This window comes from Psychroserpens damuponensis, from assembly GCF_000826655.1.
GTDB lineage: Bacteria > Bacteroidota > Bacteroidia > Flavobacteriales > Flavobacteriaceae > Psychroserpens > Psychroserpens damuponensis.
The window spans coordinates 319,784-341,097 of sequence record NZ_JXJO01000024.1 but is presented as its reverse complement, the minus strand read 5'-3'; the positions used below and the strand labels follow the sequence as shown (position 1 = coordinate 341,097).

Below are 21,314 nucleotides of genomic sequence, written 5' to 3'. Positions count from 1 at the left end.
GAAATATTTTTAATAATTTTCTTTTGTAAAATACCTACAAGGTTGCATAAACCTTATAGGATTATAGTCTATCCTTCAAACTCAATTAACAATTGGTTTTTATCTACAGCATCTCCTTTGTTAATTGATATAGATTTTATAATACCAGTTCTTGGAGAGGTTAGAACGTTTTCCATTTTCATGGCTTCTAGAATTAAAAGCGTATCGTTTTCTTTGACTTCTTGTCCAATGTTTACATTAATCTCTAGAATTAATCCAGGCATTGGGGCTTTTATCTCGTTCACAAGTTTTGAGCTTCCTAATTCAAAACCCATATCTTTTATTAATGAATCTAATTCATTGTAAATATCAACGTTATAAGTGTTGTTATTTATTTTGACTTCAATGGTTTTAGATTGGGCTTTTATAGAAGATATTTCGGCTTTATAAGAGCGATTATCATGTAAAATATGATATGTGTTATCTGATATTTTTATACTATTGAGCTGAGCGCTTTCGGCTTCTGAAATATCAAAATCTATGGCAGAATTGACATTTACTTTAAAGGGTTTACTCATTAAAAATGTGTTTAATTTTTGGTAAAGGTAATGAATTATAACGTTTTCGTAAATGCGTATTCTTTATAAAAAAGGAAACAAATTTAAAGGTTATAGGTTGTTGTTTGGATTAAAATGAGAATCCTCTTGATGCTTTTTTATGGCTTTATGTGATAACATAATTCCGATAATGAGTGATATAAACGCACCAATCCAAATACCTGGAATAAAATCTATAAATAGAAAAAAGTCATAAAACCCATGAAAGGTAATCGCAAGAAGTAAACCTAAAAGGTTAAGTAGAATTCTGTTTTTAGAGAATTTGGCTTTACCCATAAAATAACCCATAAGAATTCCAAAAGTAGCATGAGCAGGAACAGCAGTAAATGCTCTTAAAATTCCAGTAACATAACCACCTTCTAATACGTACATTACGTTTTCTGTGGCTGCAAATCCCATTGATACCATCACAGCATACATAATACCATCAAAAGGTTCATCAAATGCTTTTTTGGGTTGATTATAAAATCTAACGATTATATATTTACTAAATTCTTCGGTTAATCCTACTACAAGAAAGGCTTTTACAAATTGCTGTGGCACACTAAATTCGTCTCTTAGCGGTAATATAATATCAAAACCATAATATAAAATGATGGTTACTATAATACTTACAATAGCGCCTAATAGAAAACTAAACAGTAATAAACGTTTTGGCTCTTTATCATACTTATCCTTATAATAGATGTATAAGATGATTAAAAAAACAGGAATAATTGCAAGGGCTATTAATTTCATTACTGAAATGTAATACATTTTAATGACTTAAAACCATTTAATTTGCCTTGTAAAATGGTTTTAAAATAGTCTGTGTTATACGGTCTGTTTTGGTATAGGTTTTTATTTGATCAATACATGTCCCTTTTTGGTCTTTTTCAACACATGTTACTAGAATTTCTTCAATAATAACTCCATTTTTGTTTTTAATGATAATGTTTGAAAGCTCGTTGTTTGTATAGCTGAAATAGTGGGTTTCAAAGTTGGTGAAATTATCTACGACTGTATTAATTGTGCCATTTTTATTATAATGTACTATAACTTCATTTTGTTTATATCGTTTTTGACTATAGCAGCTTATACGTTCTCTTTGATTAGGTTTCCAACGTGTTTTACAGTAATAAGGCTCTTTATTAGGAAATGATTTTTTAATAAACCATAAGCGTTTTTCCGTTTTTTCTATGAGGTTATTGTTGCCATCAAAAGTTTGAGATTCATTAATGCGTCCATTATTTGTGAAATCTAAATAGGTTTTTTTAATAAGCTCTTTTTTATCATTTTTAATGCTATAAATGTTTTCTGTAGCGCTACTTATATCTTCAGAAATTTGATGCTTATTAATGTATTTCTTAGTTGCGCAAGATTGAAAAATGACCACATATATCATATATTTTAAAACCTTACTAGACATACTTTTAATTTATTGCGTTACGTTTTTTATTGCGTTAAGTACTATTAAATAATACGCTGCATTTGAATCTACAAAATGAGAATTATGTTTACTATTATTTAATAGGTTCACAAACTCATCAATAGTCACCAATTTAACCGCTTCAACTTCTTCTCTTTGAAGTATAAAATCATTACTATTCATCTTAATTTTAGCGATAAAAGTATGATGAAATTCGTTATCTATAATACCATTGGGATACGATTGAAAACACTCAAAAACTCCAATTTTATTTAATTTCTCTTCGGAAACATCAACTCCTATTTCTTCTTTAGCTTCTCTCACAGCAGCTTGTTCTGGCGTTTCTCCTGCATCAATATGTCCAGCTACTGAAACATCCCAAAGTAACGGACAAATGGTTTTTGAAGCCGCACGTTGTTGGAGTAAGATATTTCCGTAGGCATCATAAAACCACACATGAGCTGTATTGTGTAGGTGCCCTTTGTTATGAATTTCAGTTTTTGGCACTGCAATTCCTGTAGGTCTTCCGTTTTTATCTACAATGTCTATAAGTGCTTCCATAATAAAAAACCTCACAAATTTTTTAAATGTTGTGAGGTTTATAATGTTCTATTTAAAGTAAGAAAACGTTTCTCCATCCTTAATTTTGAGGAGCGTTTCATAAATCATTTTAATTACATTTTCTACATCATCACGATGCACCATTTCAACAGTTGTGTGCATATAACGTAATGGTAAAGAAATTAAAGCAGAAGCCACACCACCATTGCTATAAGCAAAAGCATCAGTGTCTGTTCCTGTAGCTCTAGATAATGCCGAGCGTTGAAAAGGTATATTTTTAGCCTCAGCAGTATCGGTTATTAAATCGCGTAATTTTTGTTGTACAGCAGGAGCAAAGGCAACCACAGGACCTTTACCAATTTCTAAATGACCTTCTTTCTTTTTGTCAATCATTGGTGTGGTTGTATCATGTGTCACATCGGTCACAATAGCTACATTTGGTTTAATAGTTTCGGTAATCATTTGTGCACCTCTAAGACCAATTTCTTCTTGTACAGAGTTGGTAATGTATAACCCAAAAGGTAATTTCTTTTTATTTTCTTTGAGTAAACGAGCAACTTCTGCAATCATAAATCCGCCCATTCTATTATCTAGTGCACGGCATACAAATTTGTCTTTATTAAGGATGTGAAATGTATCTGGATATGTAATCACACAACCTACATGAACGCCTAATTCTTCAACCTCTTCCTTTGTAGCGCAACCACAATCTATAAATATATTGTCTGGTTTTGGTGCTTCTTCTTTAGCTTTACTTCTTGTATGAATTGCTGGCCAACCAAAAACACCTTTTACAATACCATTTTTAGTATGAATATCAACAATTTTACTAGGTGCAATTTGATGATCGCTTCCTCCATTTCTAATAACGTAAATTAATCCGTTATCTGAGATATAGTTGACATACCAAGAAATTTCATCAGCATGACCTTCAATAACAACTTTATATTTTGCATCAGGATTGATAACTCCAACAGCTGTTCCGTAGGTATCTGTAATAAATTCGTCAACGTATGGTTTTAGATAGTCCATCCAAACGTTTTGTCCGTCCCATTCGTAACCAGTTGGCGATTTAGTATTAAGGTAAGTTTCTAGAAAATCTAGTGATTTTTTATTGAGTATGCTTTTTGAAGCCATAAGTTTAGTGTATTTCTATTTTCAGTAAAAATAACGAGTATTATTCTCTTTTTAATTACTTCGGAAGTATTTTTTGTAACAAATTGGTCTATTTTTACACTAATAGCGCAATATCATAACCAACTAAATAAATTGATAATGAAATTAGTCATTGAAAATCTAACAAAAACATATAAAAATGGTGTAAAAGCCATCGATAATCTTAATCTTGAAATTGGAACAGGAATGTTTGGTCTACTTGGTCCAAATGGTGCAGGTAAGTCCTCATTAATGCGAACTATTGCCACATTGCAAAGTCCAGATTCTGGATCAATTAAGTTTGGAGATATTGATGTTTTGGAAGATAAAATGGCGCTGAGAAAAGTGTTAGGTTATTTGCCACAATCATTTGGTGTCTATCCAAAAATGAGTGCCGAAGCATTATTAGATTATTTTGCAACTTTAAAAGGTGTGAGTTCTAAAACTGATAGACAAGCTTTAGTGAAAGAAGTTTTAGAGATTACCAATTTATATGATATGCGTAAAAAGCATGTTGCTGGTTATTCTGGAGGTATGAAACAACGTTTTGGTATAGCGCAATTATTACTTAACAACCCTAAATTAATTATTGTTGATGAACCTACGGCAGGATTAGATCCAGCAGAAAGACATCGATTTTTAAATGTACTTAGAGAAGTTGGTACCAACTGTACTGTAATTTTTTCAACGCATATTGTTGAAGATGTGAAGGAACTTTGTAATGATATGGCAATTTTAAATGGTGGTCGTATTTTAAAACAAACCACACCTTCAAACGCAAGAAAAGAATTGATTGGCAAAATTTGGACAAAAATTGTTGAACGTGATGATTTAGAACAAAATGAAGCCACTTACAATGTGCTCTCTTCTAATTATAATGAAGATAATACATTAAATATTAGAGTGTTTTCAGAAAGCCAACCAGCTACTGATTTTAAAAGCACAGAACCACAGTTAGACGATGTGTACTTTATAGCTTTAAAACAAGACGAACCTGTTTTAAGCTAATAATTAATTCTCATTAAAAAAAAGTACATTATGTTTTCTACTATATTTTTACACGAAATAAAATATTGGCTTAAAAAGCCTGCATTTTACGTATATATGGCAATCTTTTTTGCCTTAGCCTTGTTTTTATCTGCAACTACAGCCGGAATATTTGATGGTATTACGGCAACAACGGGTTCATCAAGAATTGTAAATTCACCAAGTGGAGTTACAGGTTTATTTAATGGTTTAACCATTTTTATTTTCTTTTTATTTCCCTCTATCATTGGAGTTTCAGTGTATAGAGATTATAAAAGTGAAATGCATACCATATTATATTCTTACCCTTTTACAAAAGGTAATTATTTATTTGCTAAGTTTTTTAGTTCCATTTTGATTGTAACCTGTATTGTGTTTGTTATTGGAATTGGAATGTTTATTGGGTTTAGAATGCCAGGAACCAACGCCGAAATAGTTACAGCTTTTGACATTACATCCTATTTTAATGCCTATTGGATATTTATACTACCAAACATTTTACTCTTTGGAGCTATTGTGTTTGCAGTAGTGACGTTTACACGAAATATTGCAGCAGGATTTATTACTGTCATTCTATTGTTATTTGTTCAAGGTGTGACTGAGAGTTTATTATCTGATCCAGATAGTAGATATCTTGCCGGTTTATTAGATCCTTTTGGAGCAGCAGCTTCAGATTATTATACTAGATATTGGACGGTTTCAGAGCAAAATGAAATGCATATTCCAATTAAAGAATTGATTCTTTACAACCGTTTATTATGGTTAGGTGTGGCTAGTGTGATTTTTGGATTGGTGTATAAATTTTTTCAGTTTAGCCAAAATGCGGTTTCATTTAAACTTTTCCGAAGAGAACAAGGAGAGCGTTCTACAAAACGTAATTTTGGAGGTATTACACGTATTAATCTTCCTAAAGTGAATTTTGATTATTCTTTTATTCAGAATTTAAAAACTACATGGAAACTTTCAAATATAGACTTTAAATATATTGCTAAGAGTTGGCCATTTATATCAATTGTTTTAGTAGGATTAATTATTGTTTTAATTGCTCTTGCAGATGTAGGAAATCCATACTCAACACCAACATATCCAATGACATGGCGTATGCTAAGAGGAGGAGGCGCTTTTGTAATTGCTATTAATATTTGTACGTTTTTATACGCAGGAATGCTAGTGAATAGGAGTAAAACGAACAGAATTAATGGATTGATAGATGTTACTCCAATACCAAATTGGACTTTATTTTTATCAAAATTTATAGCCATTGTAAAAATGCAAATGTTATTGCTCGCAGTGGTTATGGTTGCAGGTATAATATTTCAACTTTATAGTGGATATTATGACATTGAAATTGGTTTGTATCTCAAAGAATTGTTTGGTTTAAAACTGATAAATTATGTGATTTGGGCATTTTTAGCTTTAGCCATACAAACGTTAATTAGAAATCCATATTTAGGCTTATTTGTAATGATTGTATTGTCTATAGGTATACCGTTATTATCACTTGCTGGAGTTGAGCAATCTATTTTTAAATACAACGAAGGCCCAGGTTTTAGGTATAATGATATGAATGGCTATGGAGATTCTCTTGGTCGTTATCTACTCTATAAAAGTTATTGGTTTTTAGCAGGTTTAATGCTATTAATTGTTACGGCTTTATTTTGGGTTAGAGGTTTGCCTCACTCTTTTAAAGAACGCTTGTCTATTGCAAAATCAAGGTTTAAAACACCTGTTGCTATTGCATTTGGAGCTTTATTGGTTGGGTTTTTAGCCTTAGGTTTTAGTATTTTCAAGGAAAATAATATTGATAACGTTAGTTATACGTCTAATGAACGTGAACAATTACGAGTAGATTGGGAGAAAACTTATAAAAAGTTTGAAAATTATGCACAGCCAAGAATTGTGTCTGTTAAAACAGATGTACATATTTTTCCGAAGGATAGAAACTTCGAATCTTCTGGTGATTATATGCTTGTCAATAAAACTAATGAAACGATAGATAGTATCTTTCTAAATCATAACGACTATCCTAGTACTTTTGAGTTTGATCGTGCTAATACTTTGGTTAAAGAGGATACCATTTTTAATTTTGATATTTATAAATTAGATCGACCTATGATTCCTGGAGACACAATGGCGCTTCATTTTACAGTTAAAAATGAACCTAATACATTGATAAGTAATAATTCTCCAGTAGTTTTTAATGGCACTTTTATTAATAATAAAGCATTGTTTCCAACTTTAGGATATTCTGGAGGAAATGAGCTTACAGATGATAAAACAAGAAAAAAATACGACTTACCTCCAAATAAGTTAAGACCATTTCCAACCGATTCTACTGCATTAGGCAATACCTATATATCAAATGATAGTGATTGGATAGATTTTGAAACAACGGTTAGCACAAGTGAAGATCAAATAGCAATTGCTCCTGGTTACTTGCAAAAAGAATGGACAGAAGATGGTCGTCGTTATTTCCATTATAAAATGGATAGTAAAATTTTAAATTTTTATGCCTACAACTCGGCAAATTACGAAGTAAAACGTGATAAATGGAAAGATGTAGATCTAGAAATTTATTATCACAAGGGGCACGAGTATAATCTCGAACGTATGATGCGTGGTATGAAAGCATCGTTAGAATATAATAGCGAGAATTTCAGTCCGTATCAACATAGGCAATTGCGAATAGTTGAGTTTCCTGCTGGCGGATTTGCGCAATCGTTTCCAAATACAATTCCGTTTGGAGGAGACACTGGTTTTATTGCAGATGTTGACGATAGTGAAGAAGGCGGCATTGACTACACCTATGCCATAACCGTACACGAAGTTGCACACCAATGGTGGGCACATCAAGTGATTGGAGCAGACGTTTTGGGTGCCACTATGTTATCTGAAAGTTTATCAGAATACGTGGCGCTTAAAGTCTTAGAAAAAGAACTAGGCAAACCTCAAATGCGTAAATTTTTAAAGAAATCTTTAGATGGTTATTTAACACAAAGAACCTTTGAGTCTAAGCGTGAGAAGGCTTTAATGTACAATGATGGTCAAGGGTATATTCGTTATGAAAAAGGCTCGCTAGTATTTTATGCCATAAGCGATTATATAGGAGAAGATGTTTTAAATAATGCCCTTAAAGGCTATGTTGAGAAGGTGAAATTTCAAGATGCACCTTACACAACATCTCTAGAAATGGTAAACCATATTAGAAAAGTAACACCAGACAGTTTACAATATGTCATTAAAGATATGTTTGAAACGATTACGCTCTATAACAACCGTATTTTAGATGTGTCTTCTTCGGAAATGGATAATGGCAAGTACAAAGTTGATATTGAATTTAACGTTAGTAAATATAGAAACGATGAAAAAGGAAAACGTTATTATTCTGAACCTGGTCGTGATTCTATTTCGTATTTAGCCGAAGGTAAGAAACGACCAATAGTATCTGTGAAATTAGAAGATTATATTGATATTGGCATTTTTACTGAAGATGATATCGACGGCAAAAAGAAGGAACGTGTGTTATATTTAAAAAAGCATAAAATCACACAAATCAATAATAAGATTTCAATTATTGTCGATGAGAAACCTACAGAAGTAGGAGTAGATCCTTTCAATATTTTGATAGATACACAAAGTAATGATAATAGGCAAAAGTTGTAAAGCCTTTAAGTTTTAAAAATAAAAAGACCTGTTATATGATATTAACAGGTCTTTTTTAGTTGATATTTCCGAAGAAAAAAAATCATTATTAAATTTTTTTAATGCTCATGATTTAGAACAATATCTAAGGTTATATAAATGCCCAAGAATTATTAATACAGAGAAAAGAAACATGGTGTATTCAAAAACTTTAGCTTGATTTTCTAAAAACATTGATGTCACAAAACCGATAAAAGCAATCCATAAAAAGATGCTAATAGGCTTCAAAAAGTGTTTTTTAGTAGCTTTGAAAATTGAGAAAAATGCGATGGCAATAAATAAATATGCTATGATGGGATGGCTTATAAAACTCATACCCATCGTAAGTAACGCTGGTACAGCTAAGCAATGTACTATGCAAAGTAAAGCACTAATAGCTCCTAATTTGTCGGCCCAATTTATTTGTTTTGTTTGAATCATTTAATTGTAATTTAATAGTTATAAGTTTATTTGGATTATAGTTGAGGGATAAGCGCGTTCTATAGATTATATGTTTTGTATCATTAAATAGTATCATTAATGCAACTGAGTTGCGAAAGTAGAAAATTAAATTTGTAAATGCAACAAGGTTGCGTTAATTTTGTGTTTATGGGAATTAAAAGAAAAACAAAATCGGTTACTACAGTACTTAACATTTTTGAGGCAAGTCATGATGCTAAATCAGTGGTTAGTTTAATTACACTTGTTAAAAATGAAATGAATAAAACAACAGTATATCGTATTTTAGATCGTTTAGAGCAAGACGGTTTAATTCATTCTTTTAACGGTAAAGACGGTTTAAAATGGTATGCCAAATGCAATGGTTGTACATCTCATAAACATTTTGATACACATCCGCATTTTCAATGCACAAAATGTGATAAGGTTGAATGTTTAACCGTAGATATTTCTATACCAAACATTAAAAATCACAATATTGAAACAGCAGATATATTATTAATGGGACAATGTGAAGCTTGTTGCTCGTAAGTGGTTGGTTGTTTTCTAATGCGTAATGGTTTTTTCTCCTACATCTTGTTTAGAAAACGTAATCTATGGTTCTCGATTATAGTAGAGGGCTATGCGTTTTTAGTTGATGTTTCCGAAGAAATAAGCATCTAGTCACAATATTAATAGGATTTTAAGGGTTTTCAATCTGTAAATATTTAATTTTACGTCGTATTTGGAATAGTTTTGGATAATTACCTTTTAATGAAAAACTTAATTTACATTTTAATCCTTTTCCCAATGTTGCTTGCTGCTCAAATTGAGCCTGTGGAGCAAGATTCTACTGCTGTGGCATATATTTTGGTAGATGGTGATTCTATACCAAAAACCTCTATAGGTCTTAATGAAGTGTTATTACTTCACAAGTTGAAATTTGCTAGTAAAGAGGAGCGCATTACGTATTTAATTTTAAAACGTAAAACGTTAAAAGTATATCCTTATGCAAAATTGGCTGCAGATCGTTTAACCACTTTAAGTGAGCGTTTAGAAACCTTAGATAGTAAGCGAGCTAAAAAGAGATACGCAAAAAAAATTCAGAAATATATCGAAGATGAGTTTTCTGCCGAATTAAAGAAATTGACGAGAACAGAAGGTCAAATACTTGTAAAACTCATACATCGCCAAACTGGTACAACCACCTTTGGTTTAATAAAAGAATTGCGCAGTGGTTGGAGAGCTTTTTGGTTTAATACAACGGCAAGTATGTTTGATATTTCTCTAAAGGAGGAATTTAACCCTATGGATGTTAAAGAGGATTTTTTAATTGAAGATATTTTAGAACGTGCATTTCAAAACAGACAATTAGAGCGACAAAAACCTGCCATAGATTTTGATTTCTATGATTTAACAGACAAATGGCTCAATAATAAAGCAACGGCAGAAACTAAAAACTAATGCGCATTCAAACGCCTTTTGAAGAACGATTAAATGCTTGGAGTCATGGAGTAGGAGCTGCCTTTGGAATTCTTGGTTTGATTCTTTTAATGATTTCATTGCAATCAAAAATACCTTACGCGCGTTTTAGTGTTATTGTTTATGGCTTGTCAATCATCATCTTATTTTTAGCATCTACGTTTTATCATGCTGTAAAAGGAGAGAAGCGTAAACATTACTTTAGAATTGTAGATCATATTAGTATTTATCTCTTAATTGCAGGAACCTACACACCAGTTTTATTAATCACCTTACCAGATAGTTTAGGATGGACGTTGTTTTATACCGTTTGGGGAATTGCAGCTTTTGGAGTGATTTTAAAACTCTTTTTTACAGGACGATTTGAAACCTTCTCAACCTTGTTATACTTAGTTATGGGTTGGCTTATTGTTTTCGATTTTTCTACATTAGCCACACTAATGGATACTAACGGATTATATCTCTTATTTGCAGGAGGAGCATTTTACACCTTAGGGATTGTATTTTATGCCATTGACAAAATCCCATACAACCATGTAATTTGGCATTTGTTTGTTTTAGGAGGCGCTATTTGTCACTTTTTTATGGTGTATTTGTTTGTGATTTAAACATGCTGATCCACCAAAATGGCATTCCCATCTGGATCTAAAACTACAAAACTCGCAGGACCAGAAGTGGTTTCATCAGCTTCGGTTTCTAGTGTAATGTCTTTAGATTTTAAATGCTTTTGTATGGTTCTCACATCATCAAATTTATCTAAGTTTTTTGCATTTTGGTCCCAACCAGGATTAAAAGTAAGTATATTATTTTCAAACATACCTTGAAATAAACCCACTAGAGTTTCACCATTTTTCATAATAAGATAGTTGCTTTCTAGTTGCCCAGCAAACACGGTAAAGCCTAATGTTTCGTAAAATGTTTTAGAAGCCTCAATATCTTTTACGGCTAAACTAATTGAAAATGCACCTAATGTCATGATGTGTGTTTAATATTATTGGTAAAAATTATTTTATTCTAATAGATTGCGTTGTGAAAGATAAACCTTGTTTTCCCATTGTAGAATTCATGATGCCTTCAAAAAAGGGTTCAGGGCAATTTTTTGGTATTTTCCATTCAAACAGAAAGTTAGAACCTGTACCGCCTTCAGTGTTTATTTCATCAATTATTATTTCAGTAGTTTCTAAAGGCGCCAAATAAATTGGCTTATCAAAATACGTGTTTAATAAATTACCATGTGTGTCATGATAGGTTGCTTTGGTTAGGTAAATAGTATCGCTATCACTTATATTTCTCAAGCTAGCAACAGCAGTTAAATTGTGAGTACTATGCTGAGTGATACTATATATTTGTGAATAAATAGATAGGTAAGATTTACCATATTCTAAAGAGTCTATTTGAGAAATATTGACTTGTCTTTTCGTCCAGTTTTCTTGGTGAATATCTACGTTTTCTTTTGGAGGCTCACAGTTAAAAAGTAAAACACTACATAATAATAAAATGATTGTTAGTTTCAATGTGTTAAGTCTTTAGATTAAAGTAATGCCTAAGATATTGTTATTTCTTAAAAGTTCCTATAAAACAGTTAACTTTCTAAGATATCACGATACGCGTCAAAAAACAATTCAAATTGATGCATGGTTTCATTAAAAAATACCATGACATCACGCCATGTATTTTTATTGTGAATAGAGACTTTTTGCTCAAGAGGTAAGTAAATTCTCGAAATTTCTTTACCGTTTTCTAAAAAGTATTCTTCTTCAAATATAACTTCGGAAATGTGCTCACTCACCAATATTGCTTTTAAAGACTGTAATTTCTCCCAGTATTTAATACGGTTTTCTAGATCATCCTCAAGGTCTAAAGCCACCAAGGCTTTTTTTGTGTCAAAATGGAATTTAAACGAAAAACCTTTGATTTTTGTATCGTATAAAATCCATTTTCTAGGAAACGACTTCCCAAAACTGGTCCAGAATTCTTCTCTTAATTGTCTGCTTTCTTCTTTTGAGAACATTATGTTAAGCTTTAAAAATGTTTTAAATCTTGTTTTCTAACTACATCAATATAGTTAAAACTATAAAAATAACGATCAAGAATGGTTTCCTGTAATTCCTTTACCAATTATTGATTATTTCGTATCCAATTTTGATATTTAGAAAACGCTTTATAGCTTTTTGAAAATCCAAAATGAGAAATGCCTTTTCCATATACTAAAACCATTACATAAAATGGCACTGTATTGAGAATTGGGACTTCTAGAGTTGATATAATACCATAAATTGCTCCTATAACAGCTAAAGTGAAAAGTATAACTGTAATTATTCTAGCCCAATTTTTCCCAATATAGGTTGCATATAATAAACCAACAGTTAGAAAAAATCTAACTATTTGCTGCGTGAGTTTTAAACTGTCTAGTTCTGGGCGAGAGGACTGATATAAGTAAATGGTGTGAATAGAAATGATGAGTACACTAATTGATATTATTAATGTCTTTCTTTTTCCAATTTTAGCTAATTCATCCATCTTCTTTTGATTTCTAATTAAATCATATAGGCAATCCCAACACCAAGAATAATTGACACTAACTTAGATAAATTAAATTTATGACCTTCACTACTTTCAAAAAGTATTGTTGTAGAAATATGAAAAAATATCCCAATTACAATGGCATTGATCATTGTGAGGTAATTAGTGGATATTTCCGAAGCATTAGAAATTAAAGTCCCTAAAGGTGTCATAAAAATAAACACGATTAGAAAGCTTACAATTTGTAGTCTACTAAAATTTGATTGCATTAAAAATGATGAGATTAATGCTGCAATAGGTATTTTATGGATGAGCACACCATAAACCATGTCATTGTGCTCATGAATTGGGAAGCCTTCTAAAAAACTGTGTAAACATAAACTGATAAACAGTAACCAAGGGAAACTGGTTTCGTCTTTATGAATGTGCACATGTCCATGCTCTGCACCTTTAGAGAAAAATTCTAAAATGATTTGCAGCAATATGCCACACATGATAAATAATCCTGTGGTTTTTGCCTCGAGATGGTGATAAACTTCGGGTAATAAATCAAAAAGTGTGAGTGCTAATAAAAATGCACCACTAAATGAGAGTAGGAGTTTGGTGTATAATAATTTGTTTTGCTTGGTAATAAATGCCAATAAAACACCAATAACTACCGCTAATATAGGTAATAAATACGATTGCATTATTTAAAAATTAAGACTAAACGTTCAGATGTTTTTGAATCAAATTTTTTAAGCTTATAATCTCCAAAAACATCTAATAAATAGACGCCTGCTTTTGCAAAAAGTGCTTCAAAATCTTGTAAAGTAAACGCTTTAACTCGTTCTTGAAATTGATAATTTTCACCATTTGAAGTAAAAGAAATATCTTTTACAATATAGCCATTTTGAACACTTCTTTTTTGATGAAAATCGATGCCTTCTACTGTTTTAATATCTTCGGAAACGAGCTGGTCAATTACATATTCGCTATTCATGAAGTCAATAACTCCAAATCCAGTCTCATTTAAGTTAGCGCTAATAGCTTTAATTGTATTTAAATTATCTTCTTCATTTTCAAAATATCCAAAACTTGTAAATAAATTAAAAACAGCATCAAATTGTTTTTTATATGGTTTACACATGTCATGAACTTCAAATTGAAGTGTTTCATTTTCAAACTGTTTAGCGTATGTTATGCTGTTTTCAGATAAATCTACACCAGTAACATTATAACCTAAACTATTAAGATATATGGAGTGTCTCCCTTTTCCGCAGGCTAAATCTAGAATTTCTCCTTGTTCAGGCAGGTTAAGATAATTGGTAAGATTATCCATAAAGTGTTGCGCTTCGGTATGATCCCGATCTTTATATAAAATGTGGTAAAACGGAGAGTCAAACCACGACGCGTACCATTGTTGAGTGTCTTTTGTCATATGCTTTTCCCATGAAAAAGGGAATCTCATTATTAAATTGTCTTAAGTTGCCACAAAAATACTTTATTTTTACAACCTAATACAGGATTAGTCGTAGAGCATGGAGAATAATTATAAAATGGTAGCCAAAACTTTATTTGGTTTTGAAGAATTGTTAGAAAGAGAGCTTATTCAATTAGGTGGAATGCATGTTAAAAAAGGCGTTAGAAACGTTAGTTTTGAGGGAGATAAAGGCTTCATGTACAAGGCCAATTTAGCATTGCGTACTGCAATTAAAATTCTAAAACCTGTAAAAACGTTTCGAGTGACTAATGAGCAAGATCTTTATGATCAAGTGTATAAAATGTCATGGAATAAATATTTAAAACCTTCAGGTACATTAGCAATTACTGCAACAGTACATTCTAAGGCTTTTACACATTCGCTTTATGTGGCCCAAAAAACAAAAGATGCTATTGTAGATAAGTTTAGAGCTACTGATGGACAACGACCTAATGTAGATTTACGTTTTCCAGATTTAAAGATTAATGTGCATATAGACAGGCAAGTTTGCACGATATCGTTTGATACCTCTGGAGAATCCTTACATAAAAGAGGGTATAAAACAGCAACCAATATCGCACCAATTAATGAGGTTTTGGCTGCAGGATTGGTGATGTTATCTGGTTGGGATGGTCAATCTGATTTTATGGACCCTATGTGTGGTAGTGGAACCATTTTGGCTGAAGCTGCAATGATAGCCTGTAATATTCCGCCAAACTTGATGCGCAAAGAATTTGCTTTTGAACGTTGGGAAGATTGGGATGTAGAACTTTTTGAAAAAATTGAAGAATCCCTATTAAATAAAACCCGAGATTTTCATCATAAAATGTATGGTTATGATAAATCACCAAGTGCGGTGGCAAAGGCAAAGGATAATATGAAAAATGCTCATTTAGATGAGTTTATAAGCATACAGCACGAAGATTTCTTTAAAACACAAAAAGCAGGTGATAATAAATTGCATATGGTTTTTAATCCGCCTTATGGAGAACGATTAGATATTGATATGGAGCAATTTTATGCAGCTATTGGTGATACATTAAAACAAGGATATCCAGGAACAGATGCTTGGTTTATTACTTCAAACCTTGAAGCTTTAAAACATGTTGGGTTAAGACCTTCTAGAAAAATTCATTTAGTAAATGCTAAATTAGAAGCACGTTTAGTAAAATATGTGATGTATGAAGGTAGCAAGAAAGGAAAGTATATGAATACTGATAAAAAAAATAATTAAATGAGTAATAAACTAGTTAGTATTGTTGTGTTAGTTTTGCTTAGTGCAACAAGTTTTGGTCAAGAATTAAAATGTAAAAAGTTTAAAACAGGAACATTTGTAATTCCTGGAGACTCGAGAGTGCCTCAATCTAAACTTATAAGAAATAAAACAACACAAATAGAAAGTCTTTCAACTCATGATGTCGTGGAGTTAGATATTAAATGGGTTGATGATTGCAATTATATTTTAAAATTAAGTGCAACGACTCCTGAGAATAAAATTTCCGAAGTAGAAAAAATGATTGATAGAGAAGGTGGCTTAAGAATTGAAATGCTTAGAACTGCTAAGGATACTATGTTTTTTAAAGCTACTGCTAAAATAAATGGTGTAGATCATCCTATTGAAGGTTATCAAATTAAGGTGAGTAAGGATTATTAAGGTTTAGTTTTTGTCGTTTTTTACAACTACTTTTTTATCCTTTTTAAAAATAGGAACTAAGTAAGAAATGGTATAACCAAAACCTAAACCAAAGCGACCACTATCATAAGTTCTATTAAAACCAGGTACATATAAATTTTCAAAATCAACGGGTTGATCTTGAGAAACCATTGCCTTTATTTGAATATTAAGACCAGCGTATAAATTTGTAAAAAGTTCTGCTTTTAAACCAATAACTAGTTCTGCCCAAATAGCTGTTAGCCCTTTGTTTTCTTGAGCTATAGTATTTATAGATTGGTTTTCCCAATATTGGTCTGTGTTATATATAGTAAATTGATTTTGTGTTTGACTAAATGTACTGGCACCAACTCTAAAACCAGTATAAATCATGTTTTGCATATCTAGCCAGTTGGTGTAGGTGTTGTAATCAATACCTGCTTTAAAATAGCTTCCTTTTGCGGTAACGTCTAAAAAATCTGTAGCAATTCTTCGTTCTTCTGTTCCTAATTCTCCAGCGATATATAGGTTTTTACTTAGTCTATAGTCACCATTAATTTCAAAGCCTGTATAGTCTTTGTCAACCATAGCTCGTGCAACTTTACCAAGATCTGCGCCTAATCGTAATCCGTATTTTTGTTTATAAACTAAGGTGTCAGCTTGTTTTTCTGTATCGCCAATTTGAGCGTTTGATGCTAAAGAAAATAGCATCACTATTATCATATTAATGATAAATAATAATTTGTGCTGCATTTTCATTTTCTATGGTTTCATTAATTATTTCAAAATTTGTAATCCAAGTATCATCGTCACCTTGAGCAGTACCATCTCTTTGTATGCCTTGAGTTTCATCTAGGTGAAATATACTTTTGTAGCCACAAGCTCTAGAGACATAAACAAATTCGGGAGTGTAGGTTATGGTTATCACATCTGGATTTGAAGTTGTAGTTAAGTCATCTTCACCATCCTCATTAACATCAATAGAGAAATCTGCATCTTTTTCTAATTGAAATCGTGTTGTTGTTATTTCATTTTCAGCTTGAAAATTTAAGGGTAAAACAATAGAGTCTGTTTCTGTTCTACTTAAAATGTTTTCACTTAAAGGCGTATCAGTGTCATCTAGACCTACAATTTCCAATTGTCTCACCTGTTTAAGATTGTCAGGATTGTTGATATCATAAAATCGTATGATTAAATGTGGTGTTGTAGGAGTCGCTTCAGAGCATATGTCATCACGTTCGCAGCTATAAAATATGATAGCTATAAATAGAATTATAAATTTTATGTTTTTCATTTAATTTTTCTCAAATAAAACAACGGTTTCAATATGTGCAGTATGAGGAAACTGATCTACTAAACTTATTTTTTTAATGTTATAATTGGCCTCCATTAATTGTTCTGTATCTCTAGCTTGTGTTGCAGGATTACAAGATACATAAACCAAACGTTCTGCATTGAGGTTTATTATTTTTTTAAGAGTTTTTGGAGCAATACCAGCTCTTGCAGGATCTAAAATAATCGTTCTAATTTTATTAGTGTATTCAGGGTGTTCGGTTAAAAATTTACCTACATCTGCAGCAAAGAATTTTAGTCCTTCAATATTATTGCGTTTGGCATTTTCTTTAGCGTCTTCAATAGCTGAAGCAACAATGTCTACACCAACAATTTTTGTGTTTTCTGCTTTGTTAGCTATAATTTGCCCAATAGTTCCTGTACCGCAAAATAAATCTAAAACAACGGTATTATCTACAGCTTCTTTTTGTTCTAAAACATAATCAACAACTTTAGAATATAATTTTTCTGCACATTTTGGGTTGGTTTGAAAAAAGCTTTTCATGCTAATTTCAAAGTTTAGATCTAATAATTCTTCAACAATTTTATCGTCTCCATAAATTAAAGAAATACTTCCTGTGGTGGCAATCGTTCTATCTCCAATTTCATCATTTATGGTATGTAGTAATCCCGCAACTCTATCGCCAAAAAGTTGTACTAGATAGTTTGCAAATGTATTTAGATCAAACTTAGGTAATTCTGGCGACGTCGTTACTAAATTAAATAATAGTTTATTGGTTTTGTAAGATTTTCTAACAACAAAATATCTAAAGAAACCTTCACGTTTTGGAGCATGCCATGGCGCTAATCCTGTTTTTATACAATAGTTTTTAATGTCTTTTAACTTATTTTCAAATTCGGCATCAAATAAACCAGAATCTTTATTAAGGTTATCACCACACCACCAAGTACCACGTTTTTTAAAACCAAGAGTAAATTCATCTACATCGGTTTTTAACTCATGATTGTAACCAATGGCAGAAAAACCATATTCCATTTTATTTCTATAATGAAAGGTATTAGGAGACTCTACAAATTCATCAAATTTATCTTCAATATCAGTAACCTTACCAATACGTTTAAATAACTCTAGAGTACTTTGTTTTTTATACTGATGTTGCTTTTCAATTGGTAAATTAATGTAAGGTGCACCAGGAATACTTTGAAAAGGCATATCAATTTCATCTTCAGACGGTTTTAATACTTCAAAGAGTTTTCCTTCGGCATATTTTTTACTACTCTTTTTAATTTGAGTTTTCACCAATTGACCAGGTAACGTATTAGGAACAAAAACGACAAATTCTCCATGTTCATTTCTAATACGACCAATGCCTTTGCCACCAAAAGCATAATCTTCAATTAAAATTTCAATAATTTGTCCGCGTTTTACAAACTTGTTTCGTTCTCTTCTTGGCATTTTTCGATGATTTGGATGCAAAGATAGTTGTAATTTTATAAATATTTAGACCTAATTAAGTCTGTATAATTTAGATTGTCTATTAATTAAAATTCACCTATTTATAATTATTACACCATGATAGAAAGCAAGTCATTAGCGTTTTTAAACACATAATATGGTAAACTAAAAAAAGGGTAACTTAATTATTCAAGAGTTTAGCCACACCACGCGTTTAAATTTGGCTATAAATAAACATGAGAATTCGTTAGTTGGGTGTGATAGCGCTTTTTAGTTTAACTTCGGAAATATCACACTATATAAATATAGCTTCAATTATTAAAGCTAGTTTACTGTAGATTTTTGTACTTGGAAGTTACGGCAAATTAATAGAAGAAGCCTTAGATACCTTTAAGACTCACTTTTCCGGAGCCAATAAAATATTTTTTTGTCAACAAAAATTGATCAATTTGGTTTTTAATCATTGTTTTATTGATTAATTTGCAAGCCTTAGGGATGATTTCTTTCCCACGCTGAATTTTCGTCCTAATATTATTAGGATTTAGAAAGGATAAAGGTAGATAAGGAATGGTTATTTTAGATATCCATTTGTTTGGATATTAACTTTTAAATTCTTTTTAAAATGGCTGTTTTAGACCAATAAACTTCGCAACAAGCGATCGATTTAGAAAACAAGTATGGTGCACACAACTACCATCCATTACCAGTAGTATTGAGTAAAGGAGAAGGTGTGTATGTTTGGGATGTAGAAGGCAAGAAATATTATGATTTTCTGTCGGCTTATTCTGCTGTAAACCAAGGGCACTGTCATCCAAAGATTGTCAATGCCATGACACAACAAGCGCAAACATTGAGTTTGACTTCAAGAGCATTTTATAATGATGTGCTTGGGAAGTATGAAAAATTTGCTTCAGAGTATTTTAACTTTGATAAATTATTACCAATGAATACAGGTGCCGAAGCTGTTGAAACTGCTTTGAAAATTTGTAGAAAATGGGCTTATGAAGTTAAAGGTATTGATGAGAATAAAGCTGAAATTATCGTTTGTGAGAATAATTTCCACGGAAGAACAACTACAATAATATCATTTAGTAATGATCCTGTTGCTAGAAAAAACTTTGGTCCTTATACTGATGGGTTTATTAAAATTGAATACGATAATTTAAAGGCTTTAGAAGAAGCCTTAGAAAATAATAAGAATGTTGCTGGATTTTTGGTAGAACCTATTCAAGGAGAAGCTGGAGTTTATGTGCCAAGTGAAGGCTATTTAACAAAAGCAAAAGCCTTATGTGAAACACATAACGTTTTGTTTATTGCAGATGAAGTACAAACCGGAATTGCAAGAACAGGTAAATTATTAGCTGTTGATCATGAAAATGTAAAACCAGATATTTTAATACTTGGTAAAGCCTTATCAGGAGGAGCTTATCCTGTAAGTGCTGTTTTAGCTAATGATCCAATCATGAAGGTGATTAGACCTGGAAATCATGGTAGTACTTTTGGAGGAAATCCAATTGCAGCTGCTGTTGCTATCGCTGCACTTGAGGTTGTACGTGATGAGGAATTAGCTACAAATGCTGAAGTTTTAGGTGAACTTTTTAGAAGTGAGTTAGATAAATTTATCGAAACAAGTTCAATTGCCACTTTGGTTAGAGGAAAAGGTTTGTTAAATGCTATCGTTATTAATGATGATGAAGATAGTGATACCGCTTGGAATATTTGTTTAGCTTTAAGAGACAATGGTCTTTTGGCAAAGCCAACTCATGGTAACATTATTCGTTTTGCGCCTCCTTTAGTTATGACTAAAGATGAATTATTGGATTGCGTATCGATTATTGTTAAAACGCTTAAACAATTTGAAGCTTAACATTTCCGAAGATTATTAAATAAAAAAAAACCTCAATATAACTATTGAGGTTTTTTTTATGATACCAATTGGTATTATTGATTTTGCTGCTGTTGTTGCATGTCTTCAAGCATATTCATATACTGCTGAGTCATTTCATCATATTGACCTGTAGCTAATAAATAAATTAACACAAGAACGATAAGAGCACTTAAAACTAAACCAATAATTGCTATAATTTTGGCCGTTTTAACTTGTTGAAAATTGCTATATAATTCTGGGTTTTCGGCATAGGTTTTTTCGTCTTTTTTAACCAGAAATAATGCGACTCCTGATAAAACTAGTCCGCCAATACCGTTTGTACAACAACAACCGATAAATGATAAAATTGCTAGCACCATACTTATGGTTGCATTTGGTAATTTTTGATTTTCCATTTGTGAAATTTAATTGATTAGTTTAAGTGTAAAATTAGTTATTATCATTACGATAGATATGATAGCCAAAATACTTATAATTCTACTACCATTTTTAAATTTAAAGAAAAAATTTAAACCAATAAAAAGAAACAGTAGAATTAATGGATAAATTGCAGGATACATTTTAAATGCTGCAATAAATTCGCCATGATATAATAACGATAGGGCTCGTTGGCCACCACAACCCATACATTCAAAGCCTAAAATTTTTTTATTTATACATGGAAGCATGTAGTCTTCTGGAGACGTCATATTGA

Annotated in this window: 25 protein-coding genes; 8 read left to right on the top strand and 17 right to left on the bottom strand. The window is 31.5% G+C overall.

What is annotated here, in order from left to right:
* Positions 1–68 precede the first annotated feature (68 nt).
* The 5 genes from TD29_RS15890 to TD29_RS15870 all read right to left on the bottom strand — a co-directional run bounded on the left by TD29_RS15890 (position 69) and on the right by TD29_RS15870 (position 3,702).
* The gene (locus tag TD29_RS15890) at positions 69–557 is read right to left on the bottom strand and encodes an acetyl-CoA carboxylase biotin carboxyl carrier protein subunit (protein ID WP_040282083.1); all 489 of its coding nucleotides are present in this window, start codon (positions 555–557) and stop codon (positions 69–71) included.
* Between the two features lie 90 nt (positions 558–647).
* Positions 648–1,334, bottom strand: coding sequence for a PrsW family intramembrane metalloprotease (locus TD29_RS15885; protein ID WP_040282242.1), 687 nt, complete (start codon positions 1,332–1,334; stop codon positions 648–650).
* A 37-nt stretch (positions 1,335–1,371) separates the two neighbouring features.
* Positions 1,372–2,004 carry a patatin-like phospholipase domain-containing protein gene (locus TD29_RS15880; RefSeq protein ID WP_152611543.1) on the bottom strand — a complete coding sequence of 211 codons (633 nt, stop codon included), beginning with the start codon at positions 2,002–2,004 and terminating at the stop codon, positions 1,372–1,374.
* Positions 2,005–2,013: 9 nt separating this feature from the next.
* Positions 2,014–2,565 (bottom strand): NUDIX hydrolase, encoded by a 552-nt coding sequence (locus tag TD29_RS15875; protein WP_040282078.1) that lies wholly within the window; start codon positions 2,563–2,565, stop codon positions 2,014–2,016.
* Between the two features lie 48 nt (positions 2,566–2,613).
* A complete protein-coding gene (locus TD29_RS15870) occupies positions 2,614–3,702 on the bottom strand; it encodes a M42 family metallopeptidase (RefSeq protein WP_040282076.1) in 1,089 nt (362 codons plus the stop codon).
* Positions 3,703–3,840: 138 nt separating this feature from the next.
* Here TD29_RS15870 and TD29_RS15865 point away from each other — a divergent pair, with 138 nt between their 5' ends.
* Positions 3,841–4,728 (top strand): ABC transporter ATP-binding protein, encoded by an 888-nt coding sequence (locus tag TD29_RS15865; RefSeq protein ID WP_040282074.1) that lies wholly within the window; start codon positions 3,841–3,843, stop codon positions 4,726–4,728.
* A 30-nt stretch (positions 4,729–4,758) separates the two neighbouring features.
* Entirely contained in the window at positions 4,759–8,409 is a 3,651-nt protein-coding gene (locus TD29_RS15860; RefSeq protein WP_040282072.1) for a M1 family aminopeptidase, read from the top strand.
* A gap of 105 nt (positions 8,410–8,514) precedes the next feature.
* On the opposite strand, the gene TD29_RS18295 is transcribed toward TD29_RS15860, so the two are convergent.
* Complete coding sequence (locus tag TD29_RS18295; RefSeq protein ID WP_084203508.1) at positions 8,515–8,868, bottom strand: MerC domain-containing protein; 354 nt, start codon at positions 8,866–8,868, stop codon at positions 8,515–8,517.
* A 168-nt stretch (positions 8,869–9,036) separates the two neighbouring features.
* On the opposite strand from TD29_RS18295, the gene TD29_RS15850 reads away from it, so the two are divergent.
* From TD29_RS15850 to trhA, 3 genes are all read left to right on the top strand, one after another.
* The gene (locus TD29_RS15850; protein WP_040282239.1) at positions 9,037–9,417 is read left to right on the top strand and encodes a Fur family transcriptional regulator; all 381 of its coding nucleotides are present in this window, start codon (positions 9,037–9,039) and stop codon (positions 9,415–9,417) included.
* A gap of 222 nt (positions 9,418–9,639) precedes the next feature.
* A complete protein-coding gene (locus TD29_RS15845) occupies positions 9,640–10,329 on the top strand; it encodes a DUF4294 domain-containing protein (protein WP_040282068.1) in 690 nt (229 codons plus the stop codon).
* Complete coding sequence (gene trhA, locus TD29_RS15840; protein ID WP_040282066.1) at positions 10,329–10,955, top strand: PAQR family membrane homeostasis protein TrhA; 627 nt, start codon at positions 10,329–10,331, stop codon at positions 10,953–10,955. The genes TD29_RS15845 and trhA overlap by 1 nt, the downstream gene beginning before the upstream one ends.
* Here the strand turns inward: trhA and TD29_RS15835 are convergent.
* The 6 genes from TD29_RS15835 to TD29_RS15810 all read right to left on the bottom strand — a co-directional run bounded on the left by TD29_RS15835 (position 10,952) and on the right by TD29_RS15810 (position 14,290).
* Positions 10,952–11,323, bottom strand: a complete 372-nt coding sequence (locus TD29_RS15835; RefSeq protein WP_040282064.1) for a VOC family protein — start codon at positions 11,321–11,323, stop codon at positions 10,952–10,954. The genes trhA and TD29_RS15835 overlap by 4 nt on opposite strands.
* Before the next feature lie 28 nt (positions 11,324–11,351).
* Positions 11,352–11,861, bottom strand: coding sequence for a DUF3124 domain-containing protein (locus TD29_RS15830; protein WP_040282059.1), 510 nt, complete (start codon positions 11,859–11,861; stop codon positions 11,352–11,354).
* A 68-nt stretch (positions 11,862–11,929) separates the two neighbouring features.
* Positions 11,930–12,358, bottom strand: coding sequence for a DUF4268 domain-containing protein (locus tag TD29_RS15825; RefSeq protein ID WP_040282057.1), 429 nt, complete (start codon positions 12,356–12,358; stop codon positions 11,930–11,932).
* A 107-nt stretch (positions 12,359–12,465) separates the two neighbouring features.
* Entirely contained in the window at positions 12,466–12,867 is a 402-nt protein-coding gene (locus tag TD29_RS15820) for a hypothetical protein (RefSeq protein WP_040282056.1), read from the bottom strand.
* A 17-nt stretch (positions 12,868–12,884) separates the two neighbouring features.
* Positions 12,885–13,559, bottom strand: a complete 675-nt coding sequence (locus TD29_RS15815) for a ZIP family metal transporter (protein WP_040282055.1) — start codon at positions 13,557–13,559, stop codon at positions 12,885–12,887.
* Complete coding sequence (locus tag TD29_RS15810) at positions 13,559–14,290, bottom strand: class I SAM-dependent methyltransferase (protein WP_040282237.1); 732 nt, start codon at positions 14,288–14,290, stop codon at positions 13,559–13,561. Before TD29_RS15810 ends, TD29_RS15815 begins: the two co-directional genes overlap by 1 nt.
* Before the next feature lie 100 nt (positions 14,291–14,390).
* On the opposite strand from TD29_RS15810, the gene TD29_RS15805 reads away from it, so the two are divergent.
* A complete protein-coding gene (locus TD29_RS15805; protein ID WP_040282054.1) occupies positions 14,391–15,566 on the top strand; it encodes a THUMP domain-containing class I SAM-dependent RNA methyltransferase in 1,176 nt (391 codons plus the stop codon).
* Positions 15,567–15,986, top strand: coding sequence for a hypothetical protein (locus TD29_RS15800; protein WP_040282053.1), 420 nt, complete (start codon positions 15,567–15,569; stop codon positions 15,984–15,986).
* 3 nt (positions 15,987–15,989) lie between these two features.
* Here TD29_RS15800 and TD29_RS15795 read toward each other — a convergent pair whose 3' ends face one another.
* From TD29_RS15795 to rlmD, 3 genes are read right to left on the bottom strand one after another with little or no spacing between them, the layout of a single operon-like run.
* Positions 15,990–16,736 carry a DUF6048 family protein gene (locus TD29_RS15795; protein ID WP_241485292.1) on the bottom strand — a complete coding sequence of 249 codons (747 nt, stop codon included), beginning with the start codon at positions 16,734–16,736 and terminating at the stop codon, positions 15,990–15,992.
* Positions 16,708–17,277: a DUF6452 family protein gene (locus tag TD29_RS15790; protein WP_040282051.1), complete on the bottom strand. Its 570-nt coding sequence runs from the start codon at positions 17,275–17,277 to the stop codon at positions 16,708–16,710. The genes TD29_RS15795 and TD29_RS15790 overlap by 29 nt, the downstream gene beginning before the upstream one ends.
* Positions 17,278–18,732 (bottom strand): 23S rRNA (uracil(1939)-C(5))-methyltransferase RlmD, encoded by a 1,455-nt coding sequence (gene rlmD, locus TD29_RS15785; RefSeq protein ID WP_040282050.1) that lies wholly within the window; start codon positions 18,730–18,732, stop codon positions 17,278–17,280.
* Positions 18,733–19,390: 658 nt separating this feature from the next.
* Between rlmD and rocD the strand changes: the two genes are divergently transcribed.
* The gene (gene rocD, locus TD29_RS15780; RefSeq protein WP_162835824.1) at positions 19,391–20,599 is read left to right on the top strand and encodes an ornithine--oxo-acid transaminase; all 1,209 of its coding nucleotides are present in this window, start codon (positions 19,391–19,393) and stop codon (positions 20,597–20,599) included.
* Between the two features lie 74 nt (positions 20,600–20,673).
* Here the strand turns inward: rocD and TD29_RS15775 are convergent, their stop codons facing one another.
* Both TD29_RS15775 and TD29_RS15770 read right to left on the bottom strand, forming a co-directional pair.
* Positions 20,674–21,015, bottom strand: coding sequence for a CCC motif membrane protein (locus TD29_RS15775; RefSeq protein WP_040282049.1), 342 nt, complete (start codon positions 21,013–21,015; stop codon positions 20,674–20,676).
* Between the two features lie 9 nt (positions 21,016–21,024).
* The gene (locus TD29_RS15770) at positions 21,025–21,309 is read right to left on the bottom strand and encodes a DUF2752 domain-containing protein (protein ID WP_040282048.1); all 285 of its coding nucleotides are present in this window, start codon (positions 21,307–21,309) and stop codon (positions 21,025–21,027) included.
* Positions 21,310–21,314 lie beyond the last annotated feature (5 nt).

Bases quoted from the DNA above. Each gene is read 5' to 3' on its own strand.
- TD29_RS15860 (WP_040282072.1), top strand. From the start codon at position 4,759: ATGTTTTCTACTATATTTTTACACGAAATAAAATATTGGCTTAAAAAG.
- TD29_RS15815 (WP_040282055.1), bottom strand. From the start codon at position 13,559: ATGCAATCGTATTTATTACCTATATTAGCGGTAGTTATTGGTGTTTTA.
- TD29_RS15800 (WP_040282053.1), top strand. From the start codon at position 15,567: ATGAGTAATAAACTAGTTAGTATTGTTGTGTTAGTTTTGCTTAGTGCA.
- TD29_RS15790 (WP_040282051.1), bottom strand. From the start codon at position 17,277: ATGAAAAACATAAAATTTATAATTCTATTTATAGCTATCATATTTTAT.
- TD29_RS15805 (WP_040282054.1), top strand. From the start codon at position 14,391: ATGGAGAATAATTATAAAATGGTAGCCAAAACTTTATTTGGTTTTGAA.
- TD29_RS15885 (WP_040282242.1), bottom strand. From the start codon at position 1,334: ATGAAATTAATAGCCCTTGCAATTATTCCTGTTTTTTTAATCATCTTA.
- TD29_RS15770 (WP_040282048.1), bottom strand. From the start codon at position 21,309: ATGACGTCTCCAGAAGACTACATGCTTCCATGTATAAATAAAAAAATT.
- TD29_RS15880 (WP_152611543.1), bottom strand. From the start codon at position 2,004: ATGTCTAGTAAGGTTTTAAAATATATGATATATGTGGTCATTTTTCAA.
- TD29_RS15810 (WP_040282237.1), bottom strand. From the start codon at position 14,290: ATGACAAAAGACACTCAACAATGGTACGCGTCGTGGTTTGACTCTCCG.
- TD29_RS15825 (WP_040282057.1), bottom strand. From the start codon at position 12,358: ATGTTCTCAAAAGAAGAAAGCAGACAATTAAGAGAAGAATTCTGGACC.
- TD29_RS15795 (WP_241485292.1), bottom strand. From the start codon at position 16,736: ATGCAGCACAAATTATTATTTATCATTAATATGATAATAGTGATGCTA.
- TD29_RS15870 (WP_040282076.1), bottom strand. From the start codon at position 3,702: ATGGCTTCAAAAAGCATACTCAATAAAAAATCACTAGATTTTCTAGAA.
- TD29_RS15865 (WP_040282074.1), top strand. From the start codon at position 3,841: ATGAAATTAGTCATTGAAAATCTAACAAAAACATATAAAAATGGTGTA.
- TD29_RS15845 (WP_040282068.1), top strand. From the start codon at position 9,640: ATGAAAAACTTAATTTACATTTTAATCCTTTTCCCAATGTTGCTTGCT.
- TD29_RS15835 (WP_040282064.1), bottom strand. From the start codon at position 11,323: ATGACATTAGGTGCATTTTCAATTAGTTTAGCCGTAAAAGATATTGAG.
- TD29_RS15850 (WP_040282239.1), top strand. From the start codon at position 9,037: ATGGGAATTAAAAGAAAAACAAAATCGGTTACTACAGTACTTAACATT.
- TD29_RS15775 (WP_040282049.1), bottom strand. From the start codon at position 21,015: ATGGAAAATCAAAAATTACCAAATGCAACCATAAGTATGGTGCTAGCA.
- TD29_RS18295 (WP_084203508.1), bottom strand. From the start codon at position 8,868: ATGATTCAAACAAAACAAATAAATTGGGCCGACAAATTAGGAGCTATT.
- TD29_RS15875 (WP_040282078.1), bottom strand. From the start codon at position 2,565: ATGGAAGCACTTATAGACATTGTAGATAAAAACGGAAGACCTACAGGA.
- rlmD (WP_040282050.1), bottom strand. From the start codon at position 18,732: ATGCCAAGAAGAGAACGAAACAAGTTTGTAAAACGCGGACAAATTATT.
- TD29_RS15820 (WP_040282056.1), bottom strand. From the start codon at position 12,867: ATGGATGAATTAGCTAAAATTGGAAAAAGAAAGACATTAATAATATCA.
- TD29_RS15890 (WP_040282083.1), bottom strand. From the start codon at position 557: ATGAGTAAACCCTTTAAAGTAAATGTCAATTCTGCCATAGATTTTGAT.
- trhA (WP_040282066.1), top strand. From the start codon at position 10,329: ATGCGCATTCAAACGCCTTTTGAAGAACGATTAAATGCTTGGAGTCAT.